Raw genomic sequence first — 14,577 nt, 5'->3', positions numbered from 1 at the left:
TAGAAAGGAAGAATACAATGGCAAATTTTCACGATAAAGTTGTGTATCAAGCTTATCCGAAATCTTTTAAAGACACGGATGGAAACGGGGTAGGAGATTTAAAAGGAGTAAAAGAGAAACTGCCGTATCTAGCTGACTTAGGGGTAGATATGCTCTGGTTGAATCCATTCTACATTTCTCCTCAAAATGACAATGGATACGATGTGGCGGACTATACGTCTATTGACCCCCTATTTGGAACATGGGAAGATTTCGATTCTTTAGTGGAAGAAGCCAATAAACACGGAATTGATTTAATGTTAGATATGGTGCTCAACCATACTTCTACGGAACACGAATGGTTTCAGAAGGCTTTAGCAGGAGAGGAAAAGTACCAGGATTATTACATTTTAAGAGAGCTACAAGAAGACGGAAGCTTGCCAACAAACTGGGAATCTAAATTTGGCGGGAAAGCATGGTCCAAATTTGGGGATACAGACAAGTATTATCTCCATTTATATGACGTGACTCAAGCGGATTTAGACTGGCGCAATCCGGAAGTCCGAGAAGAATTATATAAAGTCGTTAATTTCTGGCTGGAAAAAGGAGTCAAAGGATTCCGCTTTGATGTGATTAATGTTATCGGGAAAGATGAAGAATTGAAAGATGCTGATGACGGAGTAGGGAAGTCACACTACACGGATACCCCTATCGTTCATGAGTATATCCATGAACTCAACCAAAGAACGTATGGCCAATACGATGACATCATTACAGTCGGTGAAATGAGTTCGACAACGGTTGAACACGGTATAAAATACTCTAATCCAGACAGAGAAGAAATGTCTATGATATTCAGTTTCCACCACTTAAAAGTGGATTATAAAGAGGGTGAAAAATGGACAACCATGCCGTTTGACTTTTTAGAACTGAAACGTATTTTAGACGAATGGCAAGTGGGAATGGATGAAGGGGGCGGCTGGAACGCTTTATTCTTAAATAACCATGACCAGCCACGTGCAAACAGCCGATTTGGTGATCCAGAAAATTATCCTGTTGAAACGTCAACCATGCTGGCTCAGACGATTCATTTCCTGCGTGGCACACCTTATATTTATCAAGGTGAAGAAATTGGAATGACTAATCCTGATTTTGATGACATTGATGACTATGTTGATGTCGAAACGCACAATGCCTACAAAGAGTTAAAAGAAAAAGGCTTATCTGAAGATGAAATCATGGATATTATTAAAGCAAAGTCTAGAGACACTTCTCGTACGCCAATGCAGTGGGATGACTCTAAACATGCTGGTTTTACAGACGGCGAACCTTGGTTGAAAGTAGCTGAGAATTATAAAACAATCAATACAGAAAATGAAGAAAACAGTCGCAAAATATATAATTACTATAAAGAGCTTATTCGCTTGAGAAAAGAATACCCCATCATACAAGAAGGCGATTATGAGGCTTTAGAATTGGACCACCCGAGTATTTTTGCCTACGTGAGAACGTTAGATAATGAAAAATTGTTAGTATTGAATCATTTCTATGCCGAAGAGGATTCCATTACTATACCAGATGAATTAGCTGAAATGAATGCCACTTACCTGATTGGCAATAGTGGCGAAAGACAATTAGAATCTTCTTTTAAAATGGGACCTTACGAAACAATCGCGTTTTTGTTAAAATAATAATTTGAAATAACAGAGAAAAAGCTGCCAGTTAACAAAATGGGCAGCTTTTTTACTATCAAATGATCTGTATAATTTACATACTTGTTTATTAGAATATAACATTTAGCCTATTTCCTTCCGAATGATTGACTAAAGTGATTAATTGAAACATAATTCAGTTACAGACAATAAGAATAATGAGGAGGAAGAACCATTAATAAAGAAACAGTTATTTCTCGCCACAATCCCCAATTGACGTCTATTGACCACGAATCGATTTTAACGGTAGGCAATGGGGAATTTGCATTTAATACGGATGTCACTGGACTCCAGTCTTTATCTCATTATTACGAAGAAAAAGACGTGCCGTTAGTGACCATGAGCCAGTGGGGGTGGCACTCATCCCCTCGATTAGAACAGCCTCATAGGTTTACTTTTGAAGATGTTGAATTAACGTCCTACACTCATGAAGATAAAGAAGTCTCTTATGCCGTAACCATGCAAGAGGGAAATGAAGACGCCTATAACTGGATGAGAAAAAATCCACATAAATACAATTTAGGTCGGCTGGCATTATTATGGAAAAATCAACCGCTGAAACCTGTTCAGCTCTCTTCAATCAATCAGGAACTCATTTTACTGGAAGGGAAAATAAACAGTCAGTTTAACATTGAGGGTGTTCCTGTGAGTGTCACGACAGTAGTGGGGCAAAGTCAAGACAGTGTGAGCTTTCGCATTGAGAGTGAAGCGTTAAAAAATGGAGATTTATCGATTTCCTTGGCTTTCCCGTACGGCTCGCATAAAAAATCTGCTTCAGATTGGCAAAGTCAAGACCGTCATCAATCGGAACTAAATACGACAGAAGATTCTTATGTCATTAAACGGACGATGGATGATACCAGCTACTTTGTCAGTCTCTTATCCGACAACCAGATGACCTTAACCCAAGTGGACACACACGACTTTGTTATTCAAACAGAGGAAACAACGTTAGAGTTAACCAGTCTCTTTTCTCAAGAAGAAGCGAGCTCGGTTCATTCCTTTGAAAAGAATAAAACAGAATCAAAAGAGAAATGGACAGCGTTTTGGAATAAAGGCGGTATGATTGATTTTTCATCATCCACCGATCCCAGAGCCAATGAACTAGAAAGGCGAATGGTTTTATCTCTATATTTGATTGCTGCTCAAGGGACAGGGTCGCTTCCACCTCAAGAAACCGGATTGACGATGAACAGTTGGTACGGTAAATTCCATTTGGAAATGCATTTATGGCATAATGCCTTTTTACCTTTATGGGGTCACGAAGAGTTAATCATGCCCAGTTTAAGATGGTATAAAAATCATTTAAATCAAGCCATTGAAAATGCAAAAAGAAATGGATACAAAGGGGCAAGGTGGCCGAAAATGATTGGTTTTGATGCTATCGATAGTCCATCAACGATAGCCACCTTACTCATTTGGCAGCAAACTCATATCATTTATATGCTGGAATTGGTATATCAAGCGTCGAAGGACAATCAATTAATCGATGACTATTTTGAAGTGGTAGAAGAAACGATCGGATTTGTTTGTGACTTCTTTGTTTACGATGAAGAAACGCAGACCTATCATCTGACAGGTCCTATTATTCCTTCACAGGAAGTGTATGAATCAATGGACGTGAAAAACCCCACATTCGAATTGGAATACTGGCGATTTACACTTGGATTAGCCATCAAATGGGCAGACAGAAAACAGGTTTCACAAGATAAATGGAAAGACGTTTATGACCACATAGCTAAACCAACCATTCACAAGGGAGTGTATTTAGGGCACGAACAGGCTAAAGATACGTACGAAACGTACAATCATGACCACCCATCGATGACAGGCATGTATGGTTTAATTCCTAATGACCGCATAGATAGTCAAGTCATGGCTGACACGATTGATAAGATACTTGAGTGCTGGGAAATGGATACCATGTGGGGATGGGATTTTGCCATGATGGCTATGACTGCTACCCGTTTAAACAATCCATCTCAAGCCATTGACATATTATTGATGGATGCATCGAAAAATCACTATTCTACCAATGGTCATAACTATCAAAAAACAAGAAAAGACTTACCTGTTTACTTGCCAGGAAACGGATCACTCCTTTTAGCCCTTAGCTTAATGGCTGCAGGGACAAAGGATGGCAGGGTTCAGTCAGGTTTTCCTAAAGACTCAGGTTGGATTTTGAACTACGAAGATATCCGTCCGTTTCCTTATTAAGCGACTTAAGACTCAGCATTATTTGAACACATGCCAGAAGCCAAGTATATAATCACATTCTAACCCTTTAAAAGCTATTATTATTAAAGTGAAAGAGGCATTCAGATTAATGTCTGAATGCCTCTTGTAAATTAATTTGGTCCCCGACGTCTGGCAAAGTCTACAAATCGGAACTTGTCGAGTCGGTGTCTGGATTCCGTATACTGAAACAAGGTTGTATCTTCTAGATGCACTTCACTACGGGTCACGACTACATGAGTGTCTCCGTGTAGATCCATCCATTCTTTATCTTCTTTTGTCGCGTGTTCGACTATGAATTCTTTTCGGGCAAAACCAATGGTCAGTCCTAATTTTTTTTCTATATAGTGATAAAGAGAGTGCTCGGCTTCTTTATTGGGGATAGTATCTATAACCGACGTAAACAAATAGTCCTTATCCAGAATAATGACTTCACCTTCTACCTTACGTGCACGAATGACGCAATGAACGCGTGTGTCTTTAGACACTTTAACGAAATCAGCAATGTATTCGGGAATAGTGATTACTTTATTTTCAATTAAAATCGTTTCACTTTCGATGTTTTGAGCTTCTTGCAGTTCTTTGTAACTCGTCAAACCTGAAATAGGAAAGTCAAAACGCTTAATATCTAAAACAATGGAGCCTTTTCCTTGCTGTTTCTGTATATACCCGCTTTCTAGGAGAAGGGTCAAGGCCTTTCGAATTGTTTCACGCGAAACATTATACATATGAGCGAGCTTATTTTCACTAGGCAGCAAATCTCCTGGCTTATACTTTTGATTCAATATCTCTGATTCGATATCTAAATATATTTCTTGAAATTTATTCATTATTCGACAGTCCTTTTTCATCCATACTTTAGCTTAACTATACCAGATTTTTAAAGAAATAGATGAATATAGCTTGAAATTTAGATAACAAAAGCTATGATTAAAGAAAAAGGGCGCGTCTAAACTAGAAGGGGACAAGTATGGAAAAAAAAAATAACAAAACAGGACTTCTTTATGCTCTTATTCTATTCATTTTAGCAGTAGGCGTATTTGTCATTGGCTTTAGAGAAGGAGTGACTCTTGGAGAAGAAGAGGTAAGAACCTCGTCCTTCACTCTATTAAATATATTATCTCTCTTTATTGCCCTGATTGTTTCCTTTATCGGGCAAATAGTCATCCACGAATGCGGTCATTTAATCGCAGGCAAATTATCCGGTTACCGGTTTTTATTTTTCCGACTATTTAAATGGACTATATTGAAAAAAGATGACAAACTGACTTGGACTCACATATCCATAGCTGGAACAGGAGGCCAGTGTTTGATGCTGCCACCTCAAGACACCCCTCATCCCCCTTATTTTTTCTATCTCATAGGTGGGGTTTTAGCGAATGCCTTAACCGCTGGTTTGGCTATCATTATTTATGTCTGGTGGTGGCCATCCTCTATTCTCATTATTTTTGCCATGATGGGTTTCATAAGTTGTGCTATTAATGGGATTCCGTCAGGATTTAATGACGGTATGACGATTAAGAAAATTCGCGCCAATAGCATAGTAAGAGATCAACTGATGCAGCAGTTAGAATGGACAGGTAAATTTACAACGGGCGCAACGTATAGAGAATTTGATAAAGAAGAGATTATTTATAATCCACACGCTCCTCTAACGGAGCAATCCAATGTATACGGGAAATTAATAGAAATAAATAGTTATCTTGAAAAAGGATATTTAAAAGAAGCAAAGGGTCTTTTACAACCTTTATGGGACGAGAAAGAAGACATCGTTGGACCGTATCAGATTGAAATTATTCGAGAGTATGTTTTTTGCCACTTACTCCTTGGTGAGGACGAAGAAAATAATGCCTTTGTTATTGATGAAGCATTAAACAATCCCTTCTTTTCAAATTATATACAATCCAGTCAGACAGATAGTTACCGTATTCAGGCTACTCTTGCTTGGTATAAAGACAAGGATAAAGAAAAAGCTTTAGAATGGTTAAATAAAGCTAGAAAAAAATGTGAGAAAGCCCTGCTAACCGTTGAGAAAGCTGTTAATACCCCCTTGTTAGACTGCTTAGAATACACCTTGTTAAGTTAAACAAAAGGACTTCGCTAATAAACTAGCAAAGTCCTTTTATTCTATCTAAATTTAAGTGCTGACGACTCCGCCACCATTGACATGAATGACTTGGCCGGTAACATAACTGGAATCTTCGCTTGCGAGATACACATAGGCTGGAGCCAATTCGTAAGCCTCTCCCGGTCTTTCCAATGGAGACCCTTCTCCGAAAGACTCTTTTGTAGCACCTGGTTCAACAGCTGGGACAAAAGGAGTCCATATCGGGCCAGGAGACACACTATTGACTCGGATTTTTTTATCTAAGATTTCTTTGTTTTGAGCAAGAGAACGCGTGAAAGAAACAATTGCCCCATTTGTAGCGGCGTAATCTAAACCATCTGGAGCGCCCTCATATGCTGTGTCAGAAGAGGTATTAATGATGCTGGCTCCTTCTGACAAGTGATCTAATGCGGCTTTTACAAAATAGAAGAAACTGAAGATATTGGTTCTAAATGTTCGGTCTAAAGAGTCTACCGTTATTCCTTTAATGGATTCTTGAGTATGCCGTTCTGCGGCATTATTAACAAGAATATCAATCTGACCCCATTTATCAACAACGTCCTTCACGACCTGTTTGGCGACTTCTTCATCACCCGCATCCCCTTGGAAAAAGAGAACGTCGCTTCCTAATTCCTTTATACGCTTTTGAGTGTATTCGGCATCTTCTTTATCAGCTATATCAATAAAAGCGACCTTGGCGCCCTCTTTAGCAAAAGCAATGGCGACTGCCTGACCAATCCCGCTGTCTGCACCCGTAATCAGTGCGACTTTGCCTTTTAGTTTATCTGCAGGCTTATAGTCATCGTTCTCTGTTAAGATAGGGTCTTCCACGTTCTTGGACTCGTCTTCTATGAGATAGTCTTGTTTCGGCTGACTTTTTTCCATATGATCCGTCATTGTTACACCCTCCGTCTACTTAATGCCTATATTTTATCACTCATAAAAATTAAAAGTAAATTTTTAGCTTGCTAAAAGGCTCTAAAATTTTTAATACGTTCCGATTGGCGGTTTGACATCATCGGGGAGAGGACACTGATACGATCCTCCATTTTGCTGAAGGACACTCTTCTTAGCTTTTTGAATCGTCTCCGGTCTCTGCATCGTTTTAATAGCAGCTAAAGCCATAACCTTTGCCGCTGTCATCAAGCCTTTATGGGCAATGGGACTACACGCTTGCCCTGTCATCTGCCACGTGTGTCCAATATTTCCAATACAGGCTGTCGCAATGAGGAAGTTAATAGTCGGAACAGTATAACTGACATCTCCTACATCAGTGGATCCCGATTCATACTGAACAATATGTCCAGTATAAGGACGAACCATGGAATCCAGAGGTCTTTTTAAAACGGCCTCCACCTTTTCTTCACCGTATTCCTCAGCTATTTTTTCTTTTATCTGATTTAAAGTAGCCTCGTTATAGCTAGAAAGGTATTGACTGGCTAACTGATAGTCTTCTTCACTCCATTCAGGAGCACCGACCTCGTTGAGAGCTTCATAGGCTACCTCTGCTAAAGCATTATTTGGAATATAGTCAGAGAAAGCCATCGTAATCTCATAATCCATTTCGGTTTCTGTCATTAAGGCAGCCCCTTTGGCTACATTCACCACTCGGTCGAATAAGTCATAAACTTGAGTCATTTTCGGTGCACGAACTTCATATTTTACAGTACTCCGGTCCTGAACGACATTGGGTGCCGAACCTCCGACATCAGAGTAGGCATAGTGGATGCGAGCCTGATTAATCATGTGCTCTCTTAAGTAGTTACTCCCTACACTCATGAGTTCAGCTGCATCCAATGCACTTCTGCCTAAATGAGGAGCTGAGCCAGCGTGAGAACTGATTCCTTTAAAGTGAAAATTAGCTCCCATGATGGCAACTGAACGATGGGACTGTACTTCGTTAGTCGTGCTGGGATGCCAGGTGTAGACAAAATCAACATCATCAAAGACGCCTGCTCTTGCCATGAATTGTTTTGAACCAGCACCTTCTTCTCCGGGACAACCAAAAAACAGAACCGTTCCATCTAAATTGTTTTTAACTAAATAATCTTTTACAGCTAAGGCTGCACCGAGAGAAGCCGAACCTAAGGCATTATGGCCACACCCATGTCCACTTTGACCCTTTTCAATAGGGGCTTGTTTGGGATTACCGGCTTCCTGGCTCAGACCATCCAAGGCATCATATTCTCCGAGAAAACCGAAAACGGGTGTGCCTTTTCCTGAAGTAAAACGAGCTGTAAAGGCAGTAGGAATATCCGCTACCCCCCTATCAATCGTAAAATTTTCTTTCTCAAGGACTGATGATAGGAGTTTCGCAGATTGGTACTCTTCGTAAGATAATTCAGCGTAGTTCCATATTTTTTCACTGACACCTAATATAAGGTTTTTTCTCTTTTTTAAAATAGCTTCAATCGCTTTTAATTCAGACATTTTTCTACCTCTTTCTTTTTATAAGACCTTGCTTAAAAATTCGATTGTTCGAGGATGAGTAGGGTTGTTAAAGAAATCCCTTGCTGATCCTTTCTCTTGAATAACACCGTCTGCCATGAAGAGCACGCGGTCGCTGACTTCTTTGGCGAAATTCATTTCATGAGTGACGATAACAATAGTCATCCCCCTATCAGCTAAATCTTTAATGACATCCAGAACTTCTTTCACCATTTCCGGATCTAAGGCACTTGTTGGCTCATCAAACAGCATGACTTTTGGTTCCATAGCTAGGGCACGGACGATAGCTAATCTTTGTTTTTGGCCCCCAGATAAGGTGCCTGGGTAACTGTCTTTTTTGTCTAGAAGTCCGACCCGTTCAAGTAACTCACAGGCTTTTTTCTCTGCTTCTTTCTTCGGAACTTTTTTCTGTAATATCGGAGTTAATGTAATATTGTCAATGACTTTTAGATGCGTAAACATATTAAACAGTTGAAAAACCATGCCTATTTTTTGCCTATGCTTATCCAAATGGACTCTTTTGTCCGTCAGATTCACTCCTTCAAAAAGAACTTTTCCGCTTGAGGGCTGTTCTAATAAGTTCAAACACCTTAAAAAGGTACTCTTCCCACTTCCTGAGGGCCCGATGATGGAGACAACTTCTCCTTCGTTGATCGTTTCATTGATATTCTTTAAAACAGGGAAGTCACCAAAGGATTTATTGAGGTTCTTGACTTCAATCAGGCTATTACCGTTCATTTAAATCCAATCTCCTTTCAAACACATCAATATCTTTAGCAAAAACAGTTGTGACCATTAAATAAATAACGCCAACGATAATTAAAGAAGGAACGGCTAAAAATGTGGCCGATTGAACGGTTCGATAAGAGGTCATCAACTCCTGAACAAAGAAGACAGAAGCTAAAGACGTTTGTTTTAAAGTCGAGATGTATTCATTGCCTAATGCAGGAAGGATATTCTTGACCGCTTGAGGAAGAATAATTTTCCTAGTCGTATTGAATTGGGACAGTCCCAGACTTCTTGCTGCTTCAATCTGTCCTTTGTCCACCGCCTGAATGCCTGCTCTAATCACTTCTGCGATATAGGCACTGGCATGAATGATTAAAGCAAAAATAATAGAGGCCGTATCACTAATAGTAATCGGCAATAGTCGCGGGAGAACAAGCCAGAAGAAGTAGAGCTGTAATAAAATCGGTGTTCCTCTAATCAGGCTAATGTATGCCGTTGTCAATAAATCCAGTACTTTAATCCGAGATAATTTCATTATAGCTAGTATAGTCCCAACCACTGTTACGACACTTACAGTGATGGCAGACAATGCCAGTGTGCCTATTAGGCCATCTATATAGACATAACCGTACTTTGACCATAATTCAAAAATTGTATTTCCCAAAAGTGCCACCTCATTTTATAAATGTTTATAAACCTAAACTTTTTGCGTATTCTGCATACTCTTCATACCATTCTTCATAAATCCCAGAACTGACAACGTCATCGATGATGGTATTGATTTTTTCAGCCAGTTCTTCTTCACCTAATGACATGCCTATTCGAGTACCACCCAGCTCGTCATCTACTTCAAATTCAAAATCTTCTACAATAGTTAATCCACTGTTCTTATTCGCATCAATGTTTAACTGGGCCATTGATACAGATATCACGGCTGCATCCGCTTTGTTTTCTTGCACCATCAGCATGCCGTCATTTGTAGAAGAGACTCGCTTCATCTCCTGATACTCTGGAATTTGTTCCATCGCTAAAGCCTCTTGAATAGACCCGCTTTGGACTACTACCGTTTTGTCATCTAAATCTTCAGGTCCATAGATGTCTTCTAGATGTTCTTCTCGGATTAATAAGCCATAACCAGGTGAGTTTTCTGAAAAATAATAGCCATCAGACAACAACATGGCTTCTGCTCTGGCAGGTGTATAGGCTAAAGCAGATATAGCTAAATCATATTTTCCTTCGGTAATACTGCTCAATACAGCTGAAAATTCTAAAGGCACAACTCTTAATTCCACACCCAATTCATCTGCAATATACTGAGATAATTCGATATCACTCCCGACATACTGTTCGTCCCCGTCTTTACTCGGATCAATGAATTGATTAGGGGCAAAGTAAGGTTCTGTAGCGACTTCAATATAGCCTCTTTCTAGAATATCCTCTAAACGATTGGTTTGATCAGCGGCAGGAGTACTTGCTTCAGTACCGCACCCCTTTAAAAAGAAAGTCCCTAACATTAAAACAGCTATCCACCATAAACGTTTTCTATTTTTCATTGTTTTTCCTCCTAAAATGTGAAATGCCATAGCTTTAAATACAAAAAAACTCCCGTCCTCTAGCCATATGGCTAAAAGGACGGGAGTTTCCTCACGTGGTTCCACCTCAATTTGCTGATACTTCACAGTAACAACCTCAAAAAGTACTATCATACTTTTGCACTGTAACGGGTGCTTTTCCCGAATCCAACTACTCCTTAACGTTTCGCCGATTAGCTTAAAGGTGTGTTCACTATAATTTGTTCATGTGCTCTCACCACCCGCACACTCTCTGAGAAACAATGTATAGCTACTTTTTCTTTTCAAAGCTTATGTATTTCTATTCATTTTCTAATTGCTGTTTAATTTATCATAAAAAAATGAGTTGTAAACACTTAATATTAAAAGTTTTAAAAACAGACAGGTTGGTATGTGTGATTAACCCATCTCTGTTGTGTGATAAAGCATAAAGTAATCTCATTTGCAAAAGGTAGTCACAAGTCACCAATAAAGAGGGCGTACGAATTGTATCGACCAACTTTTGGGCATGTCCTTTTCTTTTCACTACTGTTTAAGTTATATTTGTGTATGTAGGAATTGAACAGAAAATCCATTCACTGCCAGACGTTAGTGAAAAACGGTTAAACTTTATTAAGAATAAGAATAAGAATAAGAAATGGAATGATGAGTCTATGTTAAAAGCAAATGAAGAACTAATCAGTGAACTAATAGAAAAAAGGCGTATCTTACATGCGTATCCAGAAACAGCTTTTGAAGAGTACGAAACAACAGCGCGGAAAAAAAAATGGTTAGAGACAGAGGGGCTATCTGTTTTACCCTATGATTTAGAGACAGGTATCGTTGCAGAAGTGAAAGGAGATAAACCAGGTCCTACCATTGCTTTAAGAGCGGATATTGACGCCTTGCCTATTGAAGAAGAAGCGGAAGTCCCTTTTAAATCAACGGTCAAAGGGAAAATGCATGCGTGTGGTCATGACTTTCATACGGCTTCTATTTTTGGCGCAGCTCGTTTATTGAATGAAAATAAAGACAAGATAAACGGAACGGTTCGCCTGATTTTTCAGCCAGCAGAAGAAATAGCTGAAGGGGCGGAATGGCTAACTGAAAAAGGGGTATTAGAAGGTGTTTCAGCCATATTTGGTATGCACAATAAACCAGACTTGCCAGTTGGAACCATTGGTATCAAAAGTGGCACTCTCATGGCCAGTGTCGATCGATTTAAATTTACTTTCAAAGGAATAGGAGGTCATGCCGGCATCCCTCATGAAGCGATTGATCCTATCATAATTGCCAGCCAGTTTGTCCTAAGTGTTCAGTCGATTATATCCCGTAAGATTGATTTGTTCCATAATGCAGTGATTAGCATCACTCATATCAGAGGTGGAAGGACGTGGAACGTTATTCCAGGGTCTGTCATGGTTGAAGGGACAGTACGCACCTTTCAACCGGAAGCAAGGGATAAAATAAAGGAAGAAATGAGAAAACAAGCACGTTTACTTTCAGAGAGTCAAGGAGGAGAAGTGGATATAGATTGGGACGAAAGAATGCCGACGGTCTATAATGACTCTCGATTTGAAAAGAGTGTAAAGCAGACGACTGAAGAGTTAGGTTATTCAGTTGTAGAAGCTCAGCCTGTAGCGGGTGGGGAGGATTTTGCCTACTATCAGCAAACGATTCCCGGATTTTTTGTCTGGATGGGGAGTAATAGTCCGTATCAATGGCATGACCCCAAGTTTACACTGGACGAAGGAGCCATTAAAGTAGCCAGTGAGTTTTTTGCTAATCTAGCTCTTACTGTTTTACAAGATTCTTCAATATAAAAAATAAATCGATAAAGAAAGTCTATAAATCAGGCTCTCTTTATCGATTTTATTTTTGAACTATCGGATAAAGAGTACTTGACCTACACGAATGAGATTGGGATTGGAAAGACGGTTAGCGGACACGAGTCGTTGAACAGTTGTATTGTACCGTCGAGCAATTGAATAAAGAGTGTCCCCTGATCTGACAGTATAGCGTTGAGTGGTTGTAGGCGGTGGTGTCGGTGTCGATGTGGTACGACTAATGGTTAATCGTTGACCCACGCGAATGAGATTCGGGTTGGAGAGAGAGTTTAGTGAAACTAATCGTTGAACAGTTGTATTATAGCGTCGGGCGATTGAATAGAGCGTATCTCCTGCTCGGACAACATAGGTCTGAGCGGAAGGGGTTGGTGATGGCGACGGCGAAGGTGAAGGAGCTGGCGAAGACGAAGTTCCTGGGATAATAAGCACTTGACCGACTCGAATAAGATTCGGATTAATGATGCCATTAGCAGAAGCTAATCTCTGCACGGTGGTTCCATGTCTTAAAGCGATAGAATAGAGGGTGTCACCGGACCGGACAGTGTATTGTCTACCGGTTGGAGTAGGAGAAAGATTCATCAATTGAGATAGAGTAACAAATCGGTAGCCTGAATTTTTCAAACGGGTAATCATAGTGCCTATAGCTTGAGGTGTTCCTGAAGCACCTGCACCAGTATGCATAAGAATGATAGCACCTGGAGTAATGTTTCTCATGACTCTATTAACAATGTCAGATGAGGAATTACCAGTCCAGTCAACGGTGTCAATCGTCCACATGAATGAATAAGTGTAGCCTGCATCTCCAACATAGTTTAAAACGGTAGAGTTATAAGCGCCGTATGGTGGTCTGAAGAAAGGTTTCGTTGTTCGACCTGTGACTGATTGAATGAGGCTTTCCGTTCTCTGTAGCTGACTTCTTATTTCAGAAGACGAAATTTTAGTAAAGTCAGGATGGGAGTAGGAGTGGTTCCCGATGTCGTGTCCACGGTTCACAATATCTCTAATCCGTTGAGGGTGATTGGCAGTTCCTTGTCCAGTCAAAAAGAAAGTAGCTTTTACATTGTGAGAGGACAAGGTATTGAGAATAGGCGTAATATTTGTCCCATCTGCTCCATCGTCAAAGGTTAAGGCGACAACTTTTTCAGTCGTATTCCCTCTGCTGATTGATCGGGCAGGAGCGGCAAAAGCTGAGGATACCGATAATGTTGAAAAAGCGAGTAACAATCCCACGACTAATAGAATAAAGCGTCCAATAAGCGACCGGCTTCTTTTTCTATACATTTTGATTCACCTCTTTTCTCATGAAGGTAAATACGAGGAGTGCCACCGATTGTGCGTGGTTTCCGCACTTTATTATAACACACAGGTGTCGAATATTACAGAAACATTACTCTTCGGTAACAGAAGAAAGCAGATTTTCATATATATGGACAACTTGCTTTTAAGGGCCAAATGTATATTTATACATCACAATTTTTTCGCATAACAGATGATTCGATTGACTTCCTTAAAACCTAAACTTTCGTGAAAGTGAGCACTGGTTTCGTTATCAAGTTCTACATCACTCCCGAATTCCGTGGCGTTCATAAAACGGGACCAATCTTCACATACTTCTAAAAGTTTTTTACCAATGCCGAATTGACGGTGACTTTCTTTGACATAAATGCCTTCTAAATATCCGCAGGGGGAAGTGGATGTTCCCTCAACGTAATCATAGCGCAACTGAACATGTGCAAAACCGACTAATTGATTGCCTGCCTCACATACAAACAATTCAGCTGTGCTATCTGATTGATAGTGCTGCATTTCCTTTTGTAAAACGCGTTTATCTTCATCCGGCCAAAGCAGCTGAGCCAGTTGCGCGATATCATTAATATGTATCTCACTCGCTTTTTATTTGAAAAGAAAATGCTAAAAAGAGACAAAAAAGCACCTCTCATGGTATAATTAAATCATGAAAAATTTAAAAA

The 14,577-nt window shown here is 39.8% G+C and carries 12 protein-coding genes and 1 other annotated feature; of the genes, 4 read left to right on the top strand and 8 right to left on the bottom strand.

Annotation, left to right across the window (positions count from 1 at the left end; translation table 11 throughout):
- Positions 1 to 17 precede the first annotated feature (17 nt).
- On the top strand, positions 18 to 1,670 hold the full coding sequence (gene treC / locus ABDZ53_RS10875) for an alpha,alpha-phosphotrehalase (protein WP_343756464.1): 1,653 nt from the start codon (positions 18 to 20) through the stop codon (positions 1,668 to 1,670).
- 234 nt (positions 1,671 to 1,904) lie between these two features.
- The gene (locus ABDZ53_RS10870; protein ID WP_343756462.1) at positions 1,905 to 3,908 is read left to right on the top strand and encodes a hypothetical protein; all 2,004 of its coding nucleotides are present in this window, start codon (positions 1,905 to 1,907) and stop codon (positions 3,906 to 3,908) included.
- Positions 3,909 to 4,039: 131 nt separating this feature from the next.
- On the opposite strand, the gene treR is transcribed toward ABDZ53_RS10870, so the two are convergent.
- Positions 4,040 to 4,756, bottom strand: a complete 717-nt coding sequence (treR, locus tag ABDZ53_RS10865; protein WP_343756460.1) for a trehalose operon repressor — start codon at positions 4,754 to 4,756, stop codon at positions 4,040 to 4,042.
- Positions 4,757 to 4,896: 140 nt separating this feature from the next.
- Here treR and ABDZ53_RS10860 point away from each other — a divergent pair, with 140 nt between their 5' ends.
- Positions 4,897 to 6,012 (top strand): M50 family metallopeptidase, encoded by a 1,116-nt coding sequence (locus tag ABDZ53_RS10860; protein WP_343756458.1) that lies wholly within the window; start codon positions 4,897 to 4,899, stop codon positions 6,010 to 6,012.
- 51 nt (positions 6,013 to 6,063) lie between these two features.
- On the opposite strand, the gene ABDZ53_RS10855 is transcribed toward ABDZ53_RS10860, so the two are convergent.
- The 5 genes from ABDZ53_RS10855 to ABDZ53_RS10835 all read right to left on the bottom strand — a co-directional run bounded on the left by ABDZ53_RS10855 (position 6,064) and on the right by ABDZ53_RS10835 (position 10,763).
- On the bottom strand, positions 6,064 to 6,930 hold the full coding sequence (locus ABDZ53_RS10855; protein WP_343756456.1) for an SDR family oxidoreductase: 867 nt from the start codon (positions 6,928 to 6,930) through the stop codon (positions 6,064 to 6,066).
- 90 nt (positions 6,931 to 7,020) lie between these two features.
- Positions 7,021 to 8,463 carry an amidohydrolase gene (locus ABDZ53_RS10850; protein ID WP_343756445.1) on the bottom strand — a complete coding sequence of 481 codons (1,443 nt, stop codon included), beginning with the start codon at positions 8,461 to 8,463 and terminating at the stop codon, positions 7,021 to 7,023.
- An 18-nt stretch (positions 8,464 to 8,481) separates the two neighbouring features.
- Positions 8,482 to 9,219, bottom strand: a complete 738-nt coding sequence (locus ABDZ53_RS10845) for an amino acid ABC transporter ATP-binding protein (protein ID WP_343756443.1) — start codon at positions 9,217 to 9,219, stop codon at positions 8,482 to 8,484.
- Positions 9,209 to 9,874, bottom strand: coding sequence for an amino acid ABC transporter permease (locus ABDZ53_RS10840; protein WP_343756441.1), 666 nt, complete (start codon positions 9,872 to 9,874; stop codon positions 9,209 to 9,211). Before ABDZ53_RS10840 ends, ABDZ53_RS10845 begins: the two co-directional genes overlap by 11 nt.
- A gap of 25 nt (positions 9,875 to 9,899) precedes the next feature.
- The gene (locus ABDZ53_RS10835; protein ID WP_343756439.1) at positions 9,900 to 10,763 is read right to left on the bottom strand and encodes a transporter substrate-binding domain-containing protein; all 864 of its coding nucleotides are present in this window, start codon (positions 10,761 to 10,763) and stop codon (positions 9,900 to 9,902) included.
- A gap of 72 nt (positions 10,764 to 10,835) precedes the next feature.
- Positions 10,836 to 11,078, bottom strand: a binding site (T-box leader).
- Positions 11,079 to 11,434: 356 nt separating this feature from the next.
- On the opposite strand from ABDZ53_RS10835, the gene ABDZ53_RS10830 reads away from it, so the two are divergent.
- Positions 11,435 to 12,583 carry an amidohydrolase gene (locus ABDZ53_RS10830; RefSeq protein ID WP_343756437.1) on the top strand — a complete coding sequence of 383 codons (1,149 nt, stop codon included), beginning with the start codon at positions 11,435 to 11,437 and terminating at the stop codon, positions 12,581 to 12,583.
- Between the two features lie 60 nt (positions 12,584 to 12,643).
- Here ABDZ53_RS10830 and ABDZ53_RS10825 read toward each other — a convergent pair whose 3' ends face one another.
- Positions 12,644 to 13,888 carry a LysM peptidoglycan-binding domain-containing protein gene (locus tag ABDZ53_RS10825; RefSeq protein ID WP_343756435.1) on the bottom strand — a complete coding sequence of 415 codons (1,245 nt, stop codon included), beginning with the start codon at positions 13,886 to 13,888 and terminating at the stop codon, positions 12,644 to 12,646.
- Positions 13,889 to 14,074: 186 nt separating this feature from the next.
- The gene (aac(6'), locus tag ABDZ53_RS10820) at positions 14,075 to 14,482 is read right to left on the bottom strand and encodes an aminoglycoside 6'-N-acetyltransferase (protein ID WP_343756528.1); all 408 of its coding nucleotides are present in this window, start codon (positions 14,480 to 14,482) and stop codon (positions 14,075 to 14,077) included.
- Between the last annotated feature and the right edge of the window lie 95 nt (positions 14,483 to 14,577).

It is taken from the genome of Alkalibacterium iburiense (assembly GCF_039521845.1).
Taxonomy (GTDB): domain Bacteria; phylum Bacillota; class Bacilli; order Lactobacillales; family Carnobacteriaceae_A; genus Alkalibacterium; species Alkalibacterium iburiense.
This window is presented reverse-complemented; position numbering and strand designations above follow the sequence as displayed.